Origin of the sequence: Spiroplasma sp. hyd1, from assembly GCF_016082235.1 — a bacterium.
In the GTDB taxonomy this organism is placed as follows: domain Bacteria; phylum Bacillota_I; class Bacilli_A; order Mycoplasmatales; family Mycoplasmataceae; genus Spiroplasma; species Spiroplasma poulsonii.
The window spans coordinates 18,404-40,714 of record NZ_JXYY01000001.1; the positions used below are offsets into that span (position 1 = coordinate 18,404).

The following is a 22,311-nucleotide window of genomic DNA, read 5'->3' on the forward strand; positions in this document are numbered from 1 at the left end:
TTAATTCTCCAATCCATTATATTCATAACCAGGATACGCCTGATATTTACCAGGGAATTTTTGTAAAATAGTATCTCAAATACTACTATAATTTGCGCTAAAATTCCATGGAACTTTTTCATTAGGTGTTGCTTTGCCGCTTTTTGCAAATTCTGTATTATTATTATATTTTCGGAAGAAAATATCATCAAATGTTAAGGGTTCTTCTCCTTCTTCAATATATCAATATGCTGCATCATGAACACTTAATTTAAAATTCGAGTCATAATACGGATTAATCTGACCATTACGCAAATACTGCTTTGTTTTTGCATATGGCAACGGGTCTAACATTCAAGCAATAAAAGCTAATGCCTTATCAAATTGTGAACCACGATAATTAATAATTCCGGTAAATGGTCGGGTTAAAGAATACTTTGGATTAAATTCTAAATTTTTATCAATAATCTTATATGGTAATTCTGGTGTCGTTGTGCTTTGGCCAATCACACTTGCAATTGATTGTATTCCTAAGCGACTATCATCAATAATTGTTTTAAGATACGAAAACGAAATAAAGCCAATTGATCCTGGCGTAGTTGAAACAGCTTGATACATCGCACCATTTGATGCTGCAACTTGATTTGTATCATAGTTTTTGGTTTTAATTACTGCTGATTCAAAGAAATCTCTTGTTCCACTTCCTGCTTCTCGGGTTAAAGTATAAAACTTATTGCTCCCACCACTACAAGTTAGTTGTGAACCAAAAGCTTGTTGTCAAGTAAAATTAGGATCCGTATAAATTCGACGGATCAATTCTGTTCCTTTTCCACCATAAAAACTTTCAAAATGTAATGAATCTTGCGTAGGATTAATTTGACAACCAGCTGGTAAATGATAAAACAGCACAATATAATCACGGGCAAACACAAAACGAGATGTTTGATAATCTTCTCATAATTGTTGGGCATTAGCACGATTATCACCTTGAGTTGGCGTAGAATTAACATCTTTTGATAAAAACCCAAAAGCATAACTCCCATTTTTAACGCCGACTAAAGCAGCTGCACTTCCTAATGAATTATATAGAATGTCTTCTTTTTTATCACGTTTATACTGCTCGGTAATATTTGCCATCACTTGTGCAACAGAAGTACTTCCCCCCGCGACAATAACATTACTCGCCGAAGCAACTGTTCAAATAACAATTGATATTACTAACACTAAAACAAAACCAATTAAAGTAATCATTTTATGGTTGCTAATCTCTCCTACTAAAGTTTTAAAGAAATTTTTCTTTTCTTGTTTCTTTGAAACAGCTTTAGTAGATTCGTTTGGCTTCATCCGTTAAGTTTCCTCCCGCTGTAATATATTTTTAACTTTGCTCATTTATTTACATTAATTGTATCAAAAAAAATAAAAAATCATAAAATATCTTATGCTTTTTTATTTTCAAAATCTTGAATCATTTCCTCAGCTTGTTGCAATTTAATTCCCACAATCTTTGTTACCCCTTTTTGTTGCATTGTTACCCCATATAAGACATCACAATTTTCCATTGTTCTAACTCGATGAGTAACAACAATAAACTGGGTTGTCTCAACAAACGTACGAATGTATTTAGCAAAACGCTCAACATTTGCTGGATCTAACGGTGCTTCTGCTTCATCTAAAATAACTAACGGAATTGGGCGAACTTTTAAAATCGCAAATAGAACTGATAACGCAACCAATGATTTTTCACCACCAGATAATAAATTTAAATTAGTAATATTTTTCCCCGGTGGTGATACTTTAATATCAACACCAGTTTCTAATAAATTTTCTGGTTCAGTATAAATAATTTTTGCTGACCCACCACCAAATAAAACTTCAAAAGTTGATGGTAAATTTTTATTAACCTCTTTGATTGTTTTATCAAATTGTTCTTCCATAATAGCATCCATTTCATCAATCGACTTTAATAAATTTTTAACTGAATCATTTAAATCATTATATTCATTATTCATAAACTGGAAACGTTCATATTCTTCCTTATACTCATCAATTGCTTCTAAATTAACACTACCAATTTGCGCTAAATCACTTCGTAATTGTTTAATTTCATCACGAATCAAGTCTTCATTATCAATTACTTTTAATTCTAATGTTTTGGCATGATCATATGTCATTTGATACTCTTCTGTTAATCGTGTTAAATTTTGTTGAATTTTAACATTAATAATCGATAAATCAGTGTTGATTTTACTAATTTGGTCTTGTAAAGCGGAAATATAATAACGTTTTTCTGAAATATAATTATTCAATTCATTAATGGTGAATGATTGTTTATCTTTCAAACTATGGGCAACATTTAATTGTTGTTCTAATTTTGTTTTTAAAAGTTCTTTTTGCTTAATTTTATCAACAATATTAAGAACCTCTTGATTTTCTTCTAATTTTGTTTCATCAATATTTTTTGCTGTTAACAAATGGTATTCACTTTGCAATTTCATCTGATTATGCTTAATAATTTCAATTTGCCGCTTTGCCGCACCAATTGAAGCCTGATTTTCAGCAATAATTTCATTAACTTCATCTAATTGATGGCGAATTGTACTTAACTGTTGGATAATTCCTTGTTGTTCATCACCCTTAACTGCTAAATGCCCATTAATTTCATTAAGCTCTTTTTCTGGATTTACAATTGTCATTTTAGTACGGCGCGAACCACCCGAAACAGCTCCTTGTGGGCGAATTACCTCCCCATCCAAAGTAACAATATTGTAACGATATTTTGTTAATCTTCCAACTTCTTGGGCACTATCAAAATCGGCACAAATAATATAACGGCTTAATAAATAATCAATTGCAATGCGATATTCTTTGCTTGTTTTAACTAAATTATTTCCTAAACCTAAATATCCGGGTACTGACTTAATCACAAATTCTTCATCACTGCTAAGAAAACGCGGCGAAATAACATCCAATGGAATAAAAGTTGCCCGTCCAGCGCGATTTTGTTTTAAATATAAAATTGCTCGTTTTGCACTATCAACATTTTTAACTAAAATATCTTGTAACCGTCCCGTTAAAGCTGTCACAATTGCTTGTTCATACTTATTATCAACATTAATTATTTCTTGTACTAACCCAATAATACCAGGTAAAACATTTTTATTGTTGATAATATTTTTAACCCCTTCATGCAAATTATCTTGATTTTCAAACTTATGTTGTGCTCGTTCTAAATCGCTTTCTAAACGAACGATTGTTTTATTAATTGCCCCTAGATTCTCATTTAATTTAGCTTGAATTACATTAAAATCATTGCGCTGATTACGATATTCAAGTTGTTGTTTTTCCAAAATTTCTAATTTTTCTTGTTCATTTTGGAGATTAAAAGTTAGTTCATTGTAATCACTAAGCATATTAGTAATTGTGATATCATTATTTGACATTTTTAAAGCAGCTTCTTTATTATCTAATTCAATTTTATGAACTTTTAAATCACTAATTTCTGAAACTAAACTCTGAAATTCTCTACTTAAAGTACTAATTTTTGTATCTAAGTTAAAATTTTCTTTATTCAATTCATTATATTCAATTTCTTTATTTTTTAATTCACGATCTGCTTCTTGTTTTGTACTTGTAATTGTTTTTTGTTGTTCACGTAATTCAAATAATTTATCATTAAAAAAAGTAATATCCTTAACCAAAACTGCTAATTCAATTTCATTTAATTTATCCTTTAAGGTAGTATATTTTAAAGCTTTTTCACTTTGCCATTTTAAACTTGGTAACTTTCGTTCAATTTCATTTAAAATATCTTTTAGACGAGCTAAATTTTCATTTGAACGTTCTAATTTTTTTAATGATTCTAATTTTCGTCGTTTGTATTTTAAAACCCCCGCCGCTTCTTCAAATAAAGTACGACGATCTAATGGTTTTGCTTCTGCAAAAGCATTAATATTGCCTTGTGAAATAATAGCTAATGATGATTTTGTTAAACCACTATCCATCGCAAAATCTTGCACATCTTTTAAACATACCCGTTGTTTGTTAATAAAATATTCATTTTCTCCTGTTCCTCGAAAAACACGACGAACAATTTCAATCTCATCATAATCCATTGCAAAAATTCGTTTTGTATTATCAAAAGTTAATTTTACTTCTGCCATATTTAAAGCTGATTTTGTTTCAGAACCATTAAAGATAACATCTTCACTATTATTTCCACGCAGTGATTTAATTGATTGTTCACCTAAACATCAACGAATTGCATCATTAATATTTGATTTTCCACTCCCATTAGGTCCAACAATTCCAATCATTTCATGATCAAAATTGACAGTTAATGGGTCAGCAAATGACTTAAATCCAAACGCCTCCAGTTTTTTCAAAAATAGCACTGATTTTCACTTCCTTAAAATTTAACCTAATAACAAACTGAATTATTCCTTATTAATTATTCTATAAAAGTTAACTATTTGCAACTAAATTTTTTAAAATCATTGATAAATAACAAAATTAGGGAAATAATTTTTACAATAAAAAAAGTTAAAGCAATTTTTTTGCAGATTATTAAGGATATAATGAAGCCGGTTATAAAATAAGTGAGAATTAACCACCCTCATCTCAGAACCAATAATTTAAGAAAGAAGATGTAACTATGAAAAAAATACTGGTTTTTTTTACTAGTCTAGCAATGGCTAGCACAAGTACAATTAGTACAATCGTTATCAATAATAAAAATAATAATGTTGAAGTTACCAATGGTGTTGATGTTAAAAATGGTGAATTTCCATAATATGGTCTTATAAGTAATAAGGGCGCACCAATTACAACCACCGGAATTGGTGGTGGTGTTTTAATTTCTCCAAATTGACTTTTAACAGCAGCGCATGTTGCTAGTGATTTTCAATTTGCACAGTTACCAATGCAAGTTACATTTGGCCTTTATGATAAAGTAACACCTTATCAACCAGAAACGGTATATGCTAACCAATATTTTGTCTATGGTGGCAGTCATTATGATATGAAAAAGATATTGTTCTAGTTAAATTAGATCATCCCGTTACTGATATTACACCAATTCAAGTTGCAAATAAATCACAAATCCCCCAAGCAGGACAAAATGCAATTGTAACTGGTTTTGGAATTAGTGGTCTTGATTCACAAGGACAACCAATTTGACCAACACATATGAAAAAAGCATTAATGCCAATTCAAGACCCCGCAATTGCGAAAGACCCAAAATACCAAATTTCTAATTTTGATCAAAATTATGATTTTTTAGGTGAAACAATTACTGGCAAAAGAATAAGCTCTGCCCTTGGTGATAGTGGTGGTCCTGTAATTCAAAAAATTAATAACCAATGAGTAACAGAAGGAATTGTTAGCCACGGTGTTTATGATTGAACAACACCATTACCAACTGTTTTTACTGCTGTTGGAGCTTTTAGTGATTGAATTCAAAATATTATTAAAAATAATTAACCTACACATTAATATTCAAAAAATATATTAAAAAAAGCAATATTTATTGCTTTTTTTCTTTTATTATAATTTAATCATCTTCGTTATTAGGTTTCTTATTTTTATTATTTTTTTGGTTTTGACTTACTTCTTCTTTTTGTTCATTTTTATCTTTTACTTTTTTTGGGCGGTCTTTTTTCTTTTTAATAATTAGCTTGATTTTTTCTCACCATATAAAACCATTATTTTGATGATCTGGTAGAAGTAAGTTTAAGAAAATTCCAACAAAAGCAGCTAAAGCAACTCCCGTAAATTGTAAATTACCACTACCAATATTAAAGTTAAAAATTGCTCCCCCCAATCCTAAGACTAACATAATTGCTGTTACAAAGACATTTTTCATATTGGTATAATCAATCCGATTATTAATTAAAACACGAATTCCATTTGTTGCAATTAAACCAAACATAATCATACTAATACCACCCATAACTGGACCTGGTAGCATTTGAACCAACTGGTTAACCGAGGCAATAAAAGATAACACGATCGCAAACAGGGCAGCTAATCCCGTTACTCACACTGAAGCAATTCTTGTCATTCCAACAACCGAGGCATTTTCACCATAAGTTGTGTTTGCAGGACCTCCTATTAAGCCATCAAAAATAATTGAAACCCCATCTGCAACTAATGTTCGATGCATTCCAGGATCTTTAACAAAATTCTTACCTGTCATTTGTCCCATACTAATATGATCACCAATATGTTCAGCAATGGCAATAATTGCCAAGGGACTAATTGCTAAAATTGCTGGGACAATATTACTTGCTTTTAAATCTCAAATTTTTTTAAAAGAAGGATATCACTGTCATTGACTTGGGTCACTAATTTTTGAAGTGTCTAAAATATGATATTGAGTTCCAATTGCAAAATGCAAAATAACACATAATAAATAACCCATTATAACCCCAATAATAACTGGTACTACTTTTGCAAATCCCTTACATTTTAAAGCAATAATTGCCGTTACCAAAAAAGTAAAAACTGCAATCCCAATTCCAATTCAATGTGAATAACTTTCTTTTCAAGCTGCTGGATTAAATCCAGTATTATTAATAGCACTCGGAGCAACTGACATTTCAATAATAATAATTAATGGTCCAACAATAACTGCTGGCAATAGTCGTTCTAAAAATTTATTACCAATAAAATATACTAAAACTCCAAATGTAATATAAATAACTCCAACCATCATTACGGCAATAAAAATAGCATTTCCATACAAAGGATAACAAACCCCCATTGCTCCCATATAGGCAAATGAACTTCCTAAATACATTGGCACTTTTGCTGCCGTAATGGCAATGTAAATTAATGTTCCAACACCCGAGCAAAATAAAGCCATTGAAATATTCATAACTTCAACACCAGCTGTTTGATTAATAATCAACGGCACTAACACTGTGGAACCAAACATTGCAAAAACATGTTGCAAGGATAAAATTGATCATTGTAAAAAAGTTTTTGGGCGTTCATGGGGAGCTAATAATAATTTAACATTATTATCGATGCTCGTAATTTGTTCTTTTTCCATTTTTTCTCCTTTCATTCTTAAAATTGCATAAAAAAACTAGTTTATAAACATTATCAACTAGTAAATTTTGCATTATTAATTTTCATTATATTGTTAATTTATAGAATATTAAAGATATCAAAAAGAATTAACTTATTTTTTTGTAAAAAAATTTTTAATTCTTGTAGCATCTTAATTTGCATTTTATACCTCAACATTCTTAACATAAATAATATCATTTTTAAAATGATTTGTAAATATTTTCTTCTTAATTGTCTTGTAATAGTTGGAATAAAGTAAGTGTTTGCTGGTAAAATCCAGTAAACACTTACTTTATTCCGTCCTTGTAATATCCTTCATAAAGCTTTTTTCAAAATAAACCAATTATATGAAGAAATTCCCTATTTTTCTACTTTCACTCTTTTTTGCCCTAACAGTTATGAAAACAATCAAGCGCAGTGAGATTAATTCTCCCTTTTTTTATTTTATTAAACACTGTTATGGTTGCTACTCTCACTCAATTGTGCCGGGTGGTTTTGAAGTAATATCATAAGTCACACGATTAATACCATGAACCTCACTAACAATCCGTGATGAAACTTTATCTAATAGTTCAAACGGTAACCGACTTCAATTCGCTGTCATAAAATCAGTTGTATCAACACTACGAATAACAGCAGTATAACCATATGTCCGAACATCACCCATTACCCCAACTGATTGAACGGGCAATAAAACAACAAAAGCTTGAGCAACTTGATCATATAAGTCAAAATTATATAACTCATCAATGAAAATTTGATCAGCTGCTTGTAGTAATGTTACTTTTTCGGATGTAATCTCACCAATAATTCGAACTGCTAAACCTGGTCCTGGAAAAGGATGCTTGTAAACAAATTGATGATCAATTCCTAACGCTTCACCAGTCTTACGAACTTCATCTTTAAATAACTCGCGTAATGGTTCAATTAATTGAAAGGGTAAATCTTTTGGCAATCCCCCCACATTATGATGCGATTTAATTGTTGCTGAAGGCCCTTTTACTGATACTGATTCAATCACATCAGGATAAATCGTTCCTTGCCCCAATCATTTAACATTTTTAATTTTTTGTGCTTCTTCATTAAAAATTTCAATAAATAAGTTTCCAATAATTTTTCGTTTTTGTTCTGGATTAGTAACTCCTTTTAATGCTGTTAAAAATCTTTCTTTAGCATCAATTTTTAGAATGCTTAAACCAAATTGTTTTTGAAATTTTTGTAAATCATGTCAACCACTATCTTGACGCAATAACCCCGTATCAACAAAAATACAAGTTAGCTGTTGACCAATTGCTTGATGCAATAAGACTGCACAAACACTAGAATCAACTCCCCCCGATAATGCTAAAACAACATTGTGACTACCAACTTTAGTTTTAATTTCCCTTGTTGACATAGTAATAAATTCTGAAATTTTTCAATCTGCTTCACATTGGCAAATTTTAAAAACAAAATTTTTTAATAATTGTTCACCAATTAAAGTATGTGTTACTTCAGAATGAAATTGTAACCCATAAATTTTTTTCGTTGTATGTCTAATTGCACTAATTGAATTTGCACTATGCGCAATTTGAACAAAATCTTTTGGCATAACTTCAATGTGATCAGCATGACTCATCCAGACTTGTGATTTAACTGGAACATTAGCAAATAAATCGTGGTGATCATCAATAACTAATTCTGAAAAACCAAATTCTTGTTTCGCTGCTCGTTGCACTTTTCCACCAGATAAATGACTAATTAACTGCATTCCATAACAAATTCCTAAAATTGGTAAATCTAATTGAAGTAACTCTGAATCAATTAAAAAAGCATCCTCTGCATAAACTGAAGCAGGACCACCGGATAAAATAATTCCTTTCATTGGGGTTGTTTTAATTTTTTCTAACGGTGTATTGTATGGTCACACCTCACAATATACTTCTAAGTCACGAATACGACGAGTAATTAGTTGCGTATATTGTGATCCAAAATCTAAGATAATAATTTTATTTTCTGTTTTCATTTATTCACCTCTAAATATATATACATCGGGTAACTGACGATATTGATCATCATAGTCAAACCCATAACCAACCACAAATTCATTTGGGAAATTAAATAAAGCATCATAATCATATTTAAAGTCAGGATGCATTTCAATTTTATCTGCTAAACAAACCACTCGCAAACTATTTGGTTTTTTTGCTTGTAATTTTTCAATCACAACCGATAATGTTTGCCCAGTATCAATTAAGTCTTCAATTAACAAAACATCTTGCCCGGTAATATCTTTTGAAATATCTTTATGAATTGTAATATTGTTGGTAGAATTTGTTTTTTCATAACTTGAAACACTCATTGTATCAACAACAATATAATTTTTAAGTTGTTTTAATAAATCACTCATAAAAAAGAGGGCCCCGTTCATTAAACCAATACAATATAATTTTTTTCCCGCATATAAGGTATTAATTTTTTCCGCATAAGTTTTGATTCCTTCTTGAATCTTAGCTTCAGAAAGGTATAATTCTAGTTTTTCCATTTGCACAATTAATAATTCTCCTTTACAAAAATAAAAAAAATAAAAGCATAAACTATTATAGTTAATTCTAAATAGGTTATGCAAATTATTTTTGTTAAATCAAGAAAATAAAACAAAAGAATCTTCATGACCTATAGTATCTTAATAACGGTAAGATGTAGAAACGTTAGTCCATAACACTAACATATATAAGCATTTTATTTTTATCACACAACAACTATAACTTATTATTGCTAGTAATGCAAGGTAATTTTAAAATTATATGTTGTCCAATTCATTTATAATTAATTTTTATCTTTAATTCTAAAAATATTTTAATAAATATAGCAAAACATTATAACTTACAAAAAATATCATTAACACTTTCGATTAGTTGTGCACCATTTTTAATAAAACTATTGTTCTTATTAGCAATTGTAACTCGTTCGGGAAAGCAAAAGACTTCTTTGCCATCATGATTTGCTAACGTAACAAGCCGATGCGTATCATCATCAGGTGTTGATTGAACAATAATAACACCGTCCATTAGACCAGACATAATTCGATAAAGTTCATATTTTGTTTTCTTTAAATTTCCATCATATGATTCAGAAATAACAATTTGAAATTTAACATCTGGATATTTTTTGCAAATGTGCGCATAATCTTGTCATTTTTTAACTATTAGAACACCATTACCGAACCCAAGATTTTCAATAACACATTGATTAATTCCTTTTTCTAGCATTACAATTAAAATTAATTTTCGTCTAATAATTTTTTTTGTTAACATTTTAGTAATCAATAATCCTGTTTCATCTGGTTTTGTTGTACCACAAATTGCTAATTTATGGCATTTATTATTAACTATCGTTAAATCACCATCATAAAATAACACAAAAGGTGGTCGGTAAATATTGCAAAGAGCCTTTGGATAATCTTGATCAATAATTGTGACATACTGACAAGTAATTTTTGTTTCAATATCAATTAAATCTTCATAAGCAATTTTTTCTTTTGTCTTTAACGCTTGATAAATTTTAAGTCAATCCCCTTCATATTTTAATGCAAAAAAAAGTAGAACTCAACGCATCTTGCTTCCTTTCTATTAATAAATAAGTATCTTATTAACATAAAGAATATAACACGAAGAATTTTACTTTTTTAATTTTTATTTATCAGTAACATTATTTTTTAAAATAAGATCACGAACCGGTCGATAACTTTTCCGATGAATTGCTGTTATTCCATATTTTTGTAAAGCAGATAAATGTTTTTTAGTCCCATAACCTTTATTATTTTTAAAATCATATTGCGGATATGTTTGATCATATTCTAACATTAGATTATCCCGTGTTACTTTTGCTAAAATTGAAGCTGCCGCAATTGATTGTGAAAGATTATCACCATCAATAATTGCTTGATAATGATAAGATGGCGCTAATTTTTCAGCATCAGTTAAAATTAAATCTGGTTTAACTGTTAACTTATCAATTGCATTTTGCATCCCAACAATACTTGCTTGTTTTGGATTAAGTGTTTCAACCATTGTCACTGACATTGTTTCAATTGCATAACTGATGGCAACATTCATAATTTCTGTTGCTAACATTGTTCGTTGTTTTACCGTTAACTTTTTACTATCTTTAATTGCTGGATTAAAGTAATCCTTTGGTAAAATAACAGCACCAACAACTAATGGACCCGCTAAACAACCTCGTCCTGCTTCATCTTTTCCTGCCATTATTGTCGTGGATGAATATGATGCTAAAATTTTTTGTTCAAAACTATTCATAATTTACATTTCCTTTTGTGGCGGAAACTCAAATGAAACTAATCCAAATTCATTATTTCATAATTTATTTAAAAAGTCAGTTACAATATTTATGACATTGTCTTCATCAACTTTGTGAAAACGATTTTGTTGCATTCTTAATAATAAATGAAATAATTCAACTTCATTGGTCACATCAAACTGATCAATTGGTAATAAATGATATTGTTTTGCTAATAATGAAAAGTAATGTTGATACATTCATTTAATAGCTGCTAAACAAACATCTTCTTTTGGTAAAATATCTTCTTTAATTGCCCGGGTAAATGCTAAATTAAGAGCCACTTGGTGCTGTTCAATTTTTGGTCATAAAATCCCGGGGGTATCAATTAAATCAATTTGTTCATTTAATTTTAATCATTGTTGGCCCTTTGTTACACCAGGTTTATTACCAACTCGTGCTGAATTACGGTTTACCAAAGCATTAATAAAAGTTGATTTACCAACATTAGGAATTCCCGTTACTAATACTTTTAACTTTGGCGTTTTAATACCTCGTGCTTTATCCCGAGTAATTTTAGAACTTAAAACAGCATAAATTTTCTCAACAATAATTTTATTAATTTTAGTATGTTTACTATCTAATGGTAAGACAGTAATTTGTTGTTGTTCATAATAATTAAGTCATGCTTTGCTTACGATTGGATCTGCCAAATCTTTTTTATTTAAAATAATTAGTTTTGGCTTTGAACCTCGTAATTTATCAATTAAAGGATTGGCAGAAGAAAAAGGAATCCGACTATCAACAATTTCAATAATCAAATCAATTAATTTACTTTGTTCATCAATTTGCTTAATCGCCTTTGCCATATGGCCAGGAAATCAATGAATGTTCGTTGACATCTTCTTTTTCTCCCTTCTTAATGTTTTTCTTTATATAATTATTATTTAAAATAGTCCTCAACTCATTCTAACGAAATTGCTGGGATTTTTTTCCCATTTTGAAGATCTGCTAAAAAATCAGCACAAAGTAATAAATTATCGGTTGTTTCGCCTTCTGGCAATGAAACATTAGCTGACTTTAATTTAATAAATTCTTTCACAAGTTCATCAACCGAAGATTTTAATTGAACATTAACACTATATGCTGTTTCTAATTTTGCTTGATATTTTGTTAATAATAATTTAAAGGCTTTAATGGCCACAACTTCTGTGTTTTCTTCAATATTAAAAATTCCTAAAATTTGGGTATTTCAATAAACATTAGGTGTTTTGAAATTAACACCGGTAATCGGTGCTGTGTCAATGAATTCAACATTATTATAACGATGAACTTTCTCACGACCAAATAATGCTAATTTTGCTTTTTCAAAGCTTTCACTATTGTTAAATAGTTTTGCTAATAAAATTTCTTTATTACTATGCGGTAAACTAATAATTAATATTTTTTTATCAACATAATCTTTTAAAAAGGCATGAAACCCTTTTAAACACTGTTGATATTGTTCTTCGCTTTGCTGGTCAGGACTTAATAACATTTGACAGTAAATTCCTTGCCCATAATAATATTTCATTCATTTTTTTGTTTGTTCCACATCAGCTTTTTGTGTATTTGAAAAAAGGATTATTCTTTTTACATGTTCTAATTTTGCATAATTTAAAAGGTTAGCACCAGAGTACGCAACTCTTGCATCAACAACTTCAATAATAACATCTGCTGTTGCTGCTAGTTTATCAACTCTTTTATTATTTTTAATAAATTCACTTGGGATTGCAATTGTCTTGTCACACATAATTGTGTTTCCTCCTTGTTTTATAATTTAGTAGAAATTAAAAAGACTTTAACAGCCTTTTTAATTTATTTAGTTTTAATGATTTCCTTAATCCGTGCAGCTTTACCAACACGATTTCGCATATAGTAAATACGAGCACGACGAACACGCCCATATTTTACAACTTCAATTTTATCAATTAAAGGTGAATGTAGTGGAAAATTTCTTTCAACCCCAGCACCATTACTAATTTTACGAATTGTAACTGATTTAGTAATGACACTACCTTGTAACTTAATTACTACTCCTTCAAAAACTTGGATTCTAAATTTATTTCCTTCCTGAATTTTATAGTGAACCTTGATAGTATCTCCTGAAGAAAACTCAGGTAAATCAGCACGAAGTTGATCCTTTGTAATTTCTTCTGTTAAACGCATATTCATAACTGTTCTTCCTTTCTATGGTTAATAAACCTATTTTATTTTTCATTTTTAATTTTTGTTAATAAAATTTCTTGTTGTGGTGTTAAAGTCATTTTTAATAATAAATCTGGTCGTTTTAATCAAGTTTTTTTTAATGCCTCATATTCTCGTCACTGTGCAATGTTTTGATGATGACCGCTTAACAAAACCTCAGGCACAAGATGTCCATCATATGCAACTGGCTTTGTATAAACGGGATAATCTAAGAGATTGTTTGTAAAAGAATCATTGAGATGTGACTGTGCATTAATAACATCACTGCATAGTCTTGCAACACTATCAATCACAATCATACTTGCTAATTCACCACCAGTTAAAACATAATCTCCAATTGATAATTCATAATCAACATAATGTAAAATTCTTTCATCAAAACCCTCATAATGACCACAAATCAAGATTAAATCCTGCTCTTGTTTTGCCAACTGTTGAGCTTGCTGTTGACGATATTGTTTTCCCTGAGGTGATAATAAAATAGTAATACTATTTTTAGTTTGGTGCGCTTTAATGGCTTTAACTAATGGTTCAATCATTAGGACCATTCCTTCACCACCGCCATATTGATAATCATCAACTTGGTGATGTTTACCAACACTATAATCCCGAAGATTGACAATATTAATTGCAATTAGTTTCTTTGCTAAAGCTTTTTCAATAATTGATGTTGTTAAAAAATTATTAAACATTTCCGGGAACAAAGTCAATACTGTAAACTGTTTCATTTAAATCACCTTTTTTAAAATTACTTTTTGCTGAATCAAATCAATTTGTTCAACATATTCATCAATATATGGAATCATCATCTTTGTTTGATCAGTTTTTTGAATTTCAAAAACAACATGTGCTTTTGTTTCAAATTGATGTGATAATGTTCCAATTACAACATCCTGATAAAAAACTTTAAAATTAGTTAAATCCTCTTGACTAATAACTGTTGCTAATTCCAAATCCGCCTTTTGGCATAACAAATAACATTCTTTAAAAGCTAACACTTCATTAATATTATTAAATTCTTTAAATTTAAGAATATAACTATGATTAGTAAGTGTAATTTTAATTAATGTTACTGGTTGATAAAGCAGCGGCAACTGAAGAAACATTACCTTATTAACTAACTGTTCTACATCCTTAATGTTAATTAATAAAGTTGCCTTAACTTCTCCCTTAATTGCATGCGGTTTATTAATCTTAAAAATTTTTAATAAATCTTTCATTTAAAAAACTTCAAATTTAATATTAACTTTATGTTGATCAAATTGCCCTCTAATATTTAATAATGTTCGTAAATTATTAGCAATTAAACCTGATTTACCAACAACATACCCAAAAACTTCTTCACTACACATTACTAATAAATTAATTTCACCTGTTTTTGTTTCTGGCAATTGTCGAATCTCATAATATAATTCGTTATTGTCTTGAGAAATTAACGGTTCAATTAAATTTTTAAGTTCTGTAATATACATATTGTTTATTGTTGTAACTTTAAACAACAACTATTTTTTTGTGCTTTTTTTGGGTTTTGAAACTTGTCTTTCATTATGTAACTTAGTCATTAAACCTTCTTTACTTAATAAATTACGAACTGTATCGGTTGGTTGCGCTCCTGTTGATAATCATTTATAAGCAATATCTTGATCAATTTTTACATCACCATTTAAAGGATTATATGTTCCAATTAATTCAATATATTCTCCATCACGTTTGACACGAGCATCTGTTGCAACAATCCGATAAAAAGCCGCTTTCTTTTTACCTGTTCTTTTTAAACGTAATTTTACCATCAATTTTTTCCTTTCTAATTCTCTTTTCCTGTTAAACTATGAAACTTAACATCCTATATATCATACCTTAAATAAAAAAAGAGTCAAGTTTTTTAACTTAACACTTTTTCAATTAATAAAAATTGAACAAAAATAGTTGGTAATTTAATATTTTTTCGTTTAATTGTTTTCCCTTGTCTTCCAACCTCAGCAACTAAATTATTTAAATAAAAAAACTTTGTTTTATAAAGCAAAGTTTTAATTTTAATAAATATTTAATAATATTAAATTTCTAATTTTATCCTAGTATTCCTTTAATTATATTTTTTCATCAATCATTTATGTCATTTGGCTCATAAAAATCTTTATTTGTAACATCAAATGATGAAACTTTCAACAAATTTCATACTCGATAAATAGCATTCACACTTTGTGTTATAATGCATAAAAGAGCATGAATTTCTTTGCCACTACGATATAAATACATATCAATTCGTGATGTTTGATGAGCGACAATAAATCTATATTCATAATTTATTAGTTCTTGTTTAAGGTAAATGGGTTGCCGACTAGATCAATTATTCTTATCAATTTTTGAAGAACCAATTAATTTTGTTGATACTTTAATATTTTTCGCTGAATAGTTGCTCCTTGACCACCAGCCGCAACAACTGAATTATTTAAATTAATATAATCATAATATTTCAGAAACTCTTCTCATGAAGTTGCATAATCAGTTCATTTAAATAACTTAATAGACTTCTTGCATTACTTGTTAAAAAATTGCAAATATTTGTAAAAAAGATACTAATAGAAAAATATAATTTTAATTAATTATGTTTTTTATTTAAAAATTTAATATTTTTCCACAACGAAAAATTAATTTATTATTTAAATTATTTAATTTTAAATAAATATTTTATGTTAAATATAATAATTGTAAATTATAAATTGAGGCAATTAAATTAAATCTTAAACCAAATCTTTTTCTTCGATTACGATATTTTTCTGTAATAATTTTAAATTTTTTAAGAATAGCAAAAATATTTTCAATAATAATTCTCATTTTTNAAACTAGTCTATTATATTGCTTTTGTTTTTTGTTTAAAGGGTTTTTCTTTGTTTTCTTTGTAGGTATTAGAACATTATTGTGATTTTTTTGTATTCCTTGATAACCACTATCAACTATTAATTTGGTATTTTTTAAAATTGGGATTTTTGATTCTTTAAATAAAGCATAATCATGTTTTTTTCCGAGCGAAAAACTTGTTGCAATAATTTTTTTGGTTTCTTGTTCGATAATTACTTGTGTTTTGATCGTGTGTTTTTTCTTTTTACCAGAATAAGATTGTTTTTGTCTTTTTTTGGGCGTTGGATTGGAGTTTCGGTAGCATCAATAATAATAGTTTTATCATTAAAATAATCATTTATTAGTGCTTTTTTACCAGCAAGTTGTTGAAAATCAGAGTTTTTAATTAAAATATCTTCAATTCACTTAATATTACGATAACAATTAGCCTCACTAATATCAAAACTTTTACCAAGATGAAAATAAGTCTGATATTCTCGTCAATATAATAAAGTCATCAATAATCTATTTTCTAATGATAATTTATTAGTTTTACCACCTTTTTTAAATTTTTCTATTTCAGCAACTTTTAAAATATCTAACATTTTATTAAAAGTGGATTTTTTTATTCCTGTTAATCTTAACCATTCTCTATCATTAAGAGTATTAAATTTATTATTGTTCATATTTTTATGTCCTCATAAATTATATTTTATAATAATATTTTAATAAAAAAGGGTATCGCAAGAAGTCTAATATTAAAATGATCAGTTGTACCCCCTGTACTCATAGCTCCTATTTTTTTGAAATTTATTTTTGGGTTTAATTTTTCTTCTTCTAACTTTAACTTATTTTTCTCATTATTTTCAGCTTCTAAAAAGATACTCGTTCTTAAAATTCAAGCAAAAAAAGCAGAAGTAGTCGCTAAAACAGCAGTAACAGCTGGTATTATTAGCGATGTTCCACTAACAACAGTGACATTTGCGGTTAAAATTGGAAAAACAATATCTCAAAAACTATGCGCTAATGTTCTAATTGATAAAGTAACACGAATACTTTTAATAAGATTATTCTGGTACTCATTATTTATATTTAAATAATACGATATTCCCGCCGTTGTAACACCCAGTGATGCCGCAACAACAGTAGCCGCAATGGTTCACGGTACACTAATCCCAAAAAATCAGGCCGCTGCTCAAAAACCAGCGGCTGCAATTGCGACAATAGTAGTTGCTGTTTTAAACCCTAAATTTATATCATTTAGTTTATCTCAATATTCTAATGCAGCTTGTTTATCTTTGCTGATACTATATGCAACATTAATATCATTATTAAAATTTAACCCTGAATTTGAACTAAAAGCCATAGTTCCTTCATTTTTTTGGATTTTTTTGTCATACAAATTTTTAAAATCTGGAAATTCAGTTCGAAAATCATTTATCATAATATCAAATAAATTCGTAAATAGTTGTCCTCCCATTTTTTGATATTTTTTTACACTTTTTTTACCAAATTCACTAACTGATTTAAACATCTCTTTTTCACGTGAAGTTTTATTCGAAGAGTTTTTATTTAAATCTTTAAAGTATTTATTAACTTGATCTCAATCAACTTCATCCGTTTCAGATTCAGGACTTTGTAAAACTGATAAATTCTTGTTAATAATTCCTTCTTTGTTTGCTATCAAATTACTATTTGCGGTCAGATTTATGATTCCGCTTCCAACAATTGTTATTGTACCCAATAACACTAACAACTTTTGCATATATAATTTAATATTCCTTCTATTCTATACAACCCAACCACCCTACCAAAACTAATAAACTTTAATAATAAAAAAGAAATACGATAATTTGTTAAAAAATTAAATATATTAGTTCAAAATAAAAATATTTTTTAAAACCCATTTTAGTGATAAAAAATATTTAATAATGTTTGTGGTATGAAAACATCTTTGTTTTGTAATGTTACACTTTCTTCTTTAATTCCGAATACTTTTTCATTAACACGTTTATTCAATGTTTCACCATGATATTTACGATATAATTTGTTATTTAAAAAATATATAAATATTGTAAACCAACAAATAATGCCAAAATGCAAATGAAAGAAAAGATTAAAATTAATCATTCTCATTCTTGATAAACATTTAGGAAAAAATATGGATATCATGTATTTGATGGTCTATGGTCTAAATAACGTAATGTTCCCCGAATTAAAATAATAATAAAATACAAAACTGGGTAAATTAAAATTAATCATAATGTTAATTTATGATGTTTTTTAAGATTATATTGAAAATTCCCTGATGTTAAAATATAACTAATAATTATACTAACTGGGATCACTAAATGTAACACAATTGTTGATATTCATGAATAAGCATCATATTGGTTAGCATCTTGGGTATTGGTAAAAATTCCTAACCAAAAAACTAGCATTGTAATTGTAATATATGTCGTAACTGCTAATTTTATTAAATAACTCGGGCTACGATTTGCAAACTTACTTTCAAATAAGTAAACAAAGAAATACATTGCAACAATATAATTTGTTTGCGTTGTAAAAAAAGCATAATAATTTGATACTCGTTCTGCATAACCTAACGCACTAAATTGTGGTAATGGAGCAATAATTGTGAAAACTAAATCAACAATTAAAAAAGATAATACTAATAACAAAACTCCTAAGCGAACATAAAATAAAATTTTATTATTTCATTTAAACATACAAAAACCTCCGATATTAAATTAATTAATTTTTACTTAATATTTTATAATATTTTTGTTACGATGTTATTTTTTAATTGATATTACTTTTATAGTTCCTTTTTTAATAAAATTCAACTGTATTTCCAAGCTATATTATTTATTAAGATCAATCATAAACCTCTGATGTGACTAATTAAAATTTATCAAAATAATCAGTCATAACAATATCTCTTGGTTTTAAAATACCTCTCATTATTTAATTGTAATTTGCAAATTTTTAATTAATGTTTTAGAACAATCAGGACAAGCTAACGATGGAAAAACATCCCCATTTGAAACAAATTTAATTCCAACAGGATTAAAGAAATTATGACAAACTTCACATTCCTTCAGTCCTTGTTTGACTTGACCCAAACACTTTTCACACATATTAACATTATTTTCTCGTAAAAAATATTCATGACAATGAATACAATTACCAATGTCATTTTTAAACTGCCCTGTTTTTCATTTTGAATATTCATAACGATCATTTGAACCAACATAAACATAAACTTTTAAAATTCATTTATTATCTTTTGAAACTTTCTTGCCATTTAAAGTTACTTTTGTTAGTAAATATTTGTTAGCTTCTATTTGATTTGTAAAAATTTTAGCAACTTTAGCTTGATCTGGATAAAGTGCATTTTCAGTGTAAAACACTATATACAAATTTTTTGTCTCATTCACTATGTTTCCATCCTTTCTTGTTGTCTTGGAAGCGGATAATTTTGCGCTGCACATTTAAAACAAATAAGATATTCTTTATTATTAACTAATAATTTTCCGAATAATTCACGGTTAAAATCATCACGAACAAGACGATGTTTTTTACACAAGTCACATTGAAAGGTTTCAATTCCTGCTAATTCGCTTTCACATTCTGAACAAAGTTGATTACGATCTAATTTACTTTTTACCCGATTACATTGTTGACAAACCGATAATTCTTTAATAAATTCTTCTGTTGCCCGTTTATTCAATTCATAATTATCCGTTGTATTATCAAAGGTAAAGATTAAACAAAATGAAATTTGCTTAACAATATCAGTATTATATTTATTATCTAAATAACAATCTTCCAAAGCTTCCTTTGCATCAGCAGCTGTTTTGCAAATGCAACGCAATGTTTGTGTTGTTCCATTTCCATCAAAAATAAAATAATAATCCCAATTCACTCTATTATTCCTCATTCTACGACATTAATAGCTATTCTTTATTATTATATCACTAATTTACAAAAACAAAACAGAAAAACATAAAAGACCCTTATGGTCTTCTTTTTTCTTCATAGTTAATTCAACTGCACGGTAAAACAATATTATTTAACTATTTTAAATTAATTAGTAAAAATTCGTAAAACCTTTAATGCTAATACTCGTGGGCTTTGATCAAGTTCTTTACGAATTTTGGGATTATCAATAATTAAGGATAAAAATTCATATACTTTACTTTCATTATATGTCGACAGTTTATCAATAAATTTTTTAACATCTAATTTTAATGCAACTAGTAATTTTAAAATTTTATTTCAACTAGTTTTTGAACAATCTTTTTCAATTCGACAAATTGTTGATTGTTGTAAGCCAGATATCTTTGCTAATTCACGCTGGGTCAAACCTTTATAAATCCGTAATTGCTTAATAACTTCGTTCATTTATATATTCCTTTCATATAAAAAATAACTAAGTTAAATAATATATTTCTTTATCTATGCAATGCAAAAATTATAGCAGAAAAAAAATTTTATTGTTAAATAAAATTTTTGTATGCATCAGATTAAAATAATAAATTACGTGGAGTACGCGGGAAAGGAATCACATCACGAATATTCAACGCTCCGGTCACATACATTACCAAACGTTCAAATCCAAGTCCAAACCCAGCACTTTTATAATAACCATATTTTCGTAAATCTAAGTACCATTGTAAATCTGTTGTTGGAATTTTTAATTCGTGACAACGAGCAATAATCTTATCATAACTATTTTCCCGAACACTTCCTCCTACTAATTCTCCAATTCCTGGCACCAGTAAATCACAAGCAGCGACTGTTTTATTATCATCATTAACTTTCATATAAAAAGCTTTAATTTCTTTTGGATAGTTAAATAAAAACGTTGGTTTCTTAGTTTCTTGTTCACATAAATATCTTTCATGTTCAGTTTGTAAATCCATTCCCCAAAAAATATCAGCATTATCAAATTTATGACCATTCTTTACTGCTGTTTGTAAAATTGTAATTGCTTCGGTATATGAAAGTCGCACAAATTGATTATCAACAACATTTTGTAATCTTGTTAGTAACTGATCATCACCATTATCATTTAAGAACGCAAGTTCACGATGATTATTATTGAATAAATAATTAATAATATATTTCACCATTGTTTCAATTAAGTCCATATTCTCGGTTAAATCAATAAACGCAACTTCTGGTTCAATCATTCAAAATTCGGCAGCATGTTTTGTTGTGTTAGAATTTTCTGCCCGAAAGGTTGGGCCAAAAGTATAAACTTGACGAAAGGCTTGCGCAAACCCTTCAGCATGAAGTTGGCCAGAAACGGTTAAACTAGCTTTTTTGCCAAAGAAATCTTCGGCATAATGATCATCGGTTCTTGTTGTAACAACAAATGATTCACCAGCTCCTTCAGCATCATTCCCTGTAATAATTGGAGTATGAACATAAATAAAATTATTTTTGTTAAAGAATTCGTGAATTGCAAAAGCACTGCTGCTACGAATTCGAAAAATTGCATTAAAAGTATTAGTTTTTGCTCGTAAATGTGCAATTTCACGTAAATATTCATAAGTGTGTTTTTTTTTTGTAACGGGTAATCTTCACTTGCTTGGTCAAGAATTTCAATGTTACTTGCTTGAATTTCAAATTGTTGCTTTGCAGTTGGCGTTAAACAAAACTTTCCGGTAACTTTTACTGCCGATGAAACACGTACGCCACTAAGTTCTAAAAAATTAGTTAATTGTTCCGCCTTATAAACAATTTGAACATTGTCAAAAATAGTTCCATCATTAACAACTAGAAACCCTAATTTTCCACTACTACGATTTGAACGCACTCATCCTAAAATCGTAATTTCACTTTGATTTTGAATCTGATCTTGATATAATTGTAAAACTGTCGTCATTA

General features: G+C 28.4%; 22 protein-coding genes, 1 pseudogene and 1 riboswitch. Of the genes and pseudogenes, 2 read left to right on the forward strand and 21 right to left on the reverse strand.

The window, feature by feature from the left end; translation table 4 throughout:
• Window positions 1–1,323, reverse strand: coding sequence for a phosphate ABC transporter substrate-binding protein (gene ptsS / locus TS70_RS08195; RefSeq protein ID WP_198049046.1), 1,323 nt, complete (start codon window positions 1,321–1,323; stop codon window positions 1–3).
• Between the two features lie 92 nt (window positions 1,324–1,415).
• Window positions 1,416–4,370, reverse strand: coding sequence for a chromosome segregation protein SMC (locus TS70_RS00075; RefSeq protein WP_198049047.1), 2,955 nt, complete (start codon window positions 4,368–4,370; stop codon window positions 1,416–1,418).
• Between the two features lie 260 nt (window positions 4,371–4,630).
• On the opposite strand from TS70_RS00075, the gene TS70_RS00080 reads away from it, so the two are divergent.
• Complete coding sequence (locus TS70_RS00080; protein WP_198049048.1) at window positions 4,631–4,768, forward strand: hypothetical protein; 138 nt, start codon at window positions 4,631–4,633, stop codon at window positions 4,766–4,768.
• A 284-nt stretch (window positions 4,769–5,052) separates the two neighbouring features.
• Entirely contained in the window at window positions 5,053–5,457 is a 405-nt protein-coding gene (locus TS70_RS00085) for a trypsin-like serine protease (protein ID WP_241460721.1), read from the forward strand.
• Between the two features lie 70 nt (window positions 5,458–5,527).
• Here TS70_RS00085 and TS70_RS00090 read toward each other — a convergent pair whose 3' ends face one another.
• The 19 genes and pseudogenes from TS70_RS00090 to asnS all read right to left on the reverse strand — a co-directional run bounded on the left by TS70_RS00090 (window position 5,528) and on the right by asnS (window position 22,309).
• The gene (locus TS70_RS00090) at window positions 5,528–7,030 is read right to left on the reverse strand and encodes a uracil-xanthine permease family protein (protein ID WP_198049050.1); all 1,503 of its coding nucleotides are present in this window, start codon (window positions 7,028–7,030) and stop codon (window positions 5,528–5,530) included.
• Window positions 7,031–7,516: 486 nt separating this feature from the next.
• Window positions 7,517–9,055: a glutamine-hydrolyzing GMP synthase gene (gene guaA / locus TS70_RS00095; protein ID WP_198049051.1), complete on the reverse strand. Its 1,539-nt coding sequence runs from the start codon at window positions 9,053–9,055 to the stop codon at window positions 7,517–7,519.
• Window positions 9,056–9,574, reverse strand: a complete 519-nt coding sequence (gene hpt, locus TS70_RS00100) for a hypoxanthine phosphoribosyltransferase (protein WP_232332170.1) — start codon at window positions 9,572–9,574, stop codon at window positions 9,056–9,058.
• A 114-nt stretch (window positions 9,575–9,688) separates the two neighbouring features.
• Window positions 9,689–9,786: riboswitch (purine riboswitch) on the reverse strand.
• 122 nt (window positions 9,787–9,908) lie between these two features.
• Complete coding sequence (locus TS70_RS00105) at window positions 9,909–10,646, reverse strand: DNA-processing protein DprA (RefSeq protein ID WP_198049053.1); 738 nt, start codon at window positions 10,644–10,646, stop codon at window positions 9,909–9,911.
• 78 nt (window positions 10,647–10,724) lie between these two features.
• The gene (locus tag TS70_RS00110) at window positions 10,725–11,348 is read right to left on the reverse strand and encodes a ribonuclease HII (protein WP_198049054.1); all 624 of its coding nucleotides are present in this window, start codon (window positions 11,346–11,348) and stop codon (window positions 10,725–10,727) included.
• A 3-nt stretch (window positions 11,349–11,351) separates the two neighbouring features.
• The gene (gene ylqF / locus TS70_RS00115; protein WP_127092578.1) at window positions 11,352–12,230 is read right to left on the reverse strand and encodes a ribosome biogenesis GTPase YlqF; all 879 of its coding nucleotides are present in this window, start codon (window positions 12,228–12,230) and stop codon (window positions 11,352–11,354) included.
• Window positions 12,231–12,271: 41 nt separating this feature from the next.
• Complete coding sequence (locus TS70_RS00120) at window positions 12,272–13,120, reverse strand: ribosome biogenesis GTPase RsgA (RefSeq protein WP_040092975.1); 849 nt, start codon at window positions 13,118–13,120, stop codon at window positions 12,272–12,274.
• 65 nt (window positions 13,121–13,185) lie between these two features.
• Entirely contained in the window at window positions 13,186–13,542 is a 357-nt protein-coding gene (gene rplS / locus TS70_RS00125) for a 50S ribosomal protein L19 (RefSeq protein WP_040092973.1), read from the reverse strand.
• Between the two features lie 35 nt (window positions 13,543–13,577).
• On the reverse strand, window positions 13,578–14,303 hold the full coding sequence (gene trmD, locus TS70_RS00130; RefSeq protein ID WP_198049055.1) for a tRNA (guanosine(37)-N1)-methyltransferase TrmD: 726 nt from the start codon (window positions 14,301–14,303) through the stop codon (window positions 13,578–13,580).
• Window positions 14,304–14,795 (reverse strand): ribosome maturation factor RimM, encoded by a 492-nt coding sequence (gene rimM / locus TS70_RS00135; protein WP_040092970.1) that lies wholly within the window; start codon window positions 14,793–14,795, stop codon window positions 14,304–14,306.
• Entirely contained in the window at window positions 14,796–15,047 is a 252-nt protein-coding gene (locus TS70_RS00140) for a hypothetical protein (RefSeq protein WP_198049056.1), read from the reverse strand.
• A gap of 30 nt (window positions 15,048–15,077) precedes the next feature.
• Window positions 15,078–15,368 carry a 30S ribosomal protein S16 gene (gene rpsP / locus TS70_RS00145; RefSeq protein ID WP_174842681.1) on the reverse strand — a complete coding sequence of 97 codons (291 nt, stop codon included), beginning with the start codon at window positions 15,366–15,368 and terminating at the stop codon, window positions 15,078–15,080.
• Between the two features lie 895 nt (window positions 15,369–16,263).
• Window positions 16,264–17,099 (reverse strand): IS5 family transposase gene (locus TS70_RS00150; protein ID WP_198049057.1). Its coding sequence is split into 2 segments (ribosomal slippage): window positions 16,264–16,703 and window positions 16,703–17,099, totalling 837 coding nucleotides; the frame shifts between segments, so codons are not numbered across the junction.
• Window positions 17,100–17,125: 26 nt separating this feature from the next.
• On the reverse strand, window positions 17,126–18,178 hold the full coding sequence (locus TS70_RS00155) for a hypothetical protein (protein WP_198049058.1): 1,053 nt from the start codon (window positions 18,176–18,178) through the stop codon (window positions 17,126–17,128).
• Between the two features lie 289 nt (window positions 18,179–18,467).
• Window positions 18,468–19,142, reverse strand: coding sequence for a hypothetical protein (locus TS70_RS00160; RefSeq protein ID WP_232332156.1), 675 nt, complete (start codon window positions 19,140–19,142; stop codon window positions 18,468–18,470).
• Window positions 19,143–19,376: 234 nt separating this feature from the next.
• Entirely contained in the window at window positions 19,377–19,853 is a 477-nt protein-coding gene (locus TS70_RS00165; protein ID WP_040092967.1) for a hypothetical protein, read from the reverse strand.
• Window positions 19,853–20,341 carry a hypothetical protein gene (locus tag TS70_RS00170; RefSeq protein WP_040092965.1) on the reverse strand — a complete coding sequence of 163 codons (489 nt, stop codon included), beginning with the start codon at window positions 20,339–20,341 and terminating at the stop codon, window positions 19,853–19,855. Before TS70_RS00170 ends, TS70_RS00165 begins: the two co-directional genes overlap by 1 nt.
• Before the next feature lie 161 nt (window positions 20,342–20,502).
• Entirely contained in the window at window positions 20,503–20,820 is a 318-nt protein-coding gene (locus TS70_RS08200; RefSeq protein ID WP_040092963.1) for a helix-turn-helix domain-containing protein, read from the reverse strand.
• Between the two features lie 122 nt (window positions 20,821–20,942).
• Window positions 20,943–22,309: pseudogene (gene asnS / locus TS70_RS00180) on the reverse strand (asparagine--tRNA ligase).
• Between the last annotated feature and the right edge of the window lie 2 nt (window positions 22,310–22,311).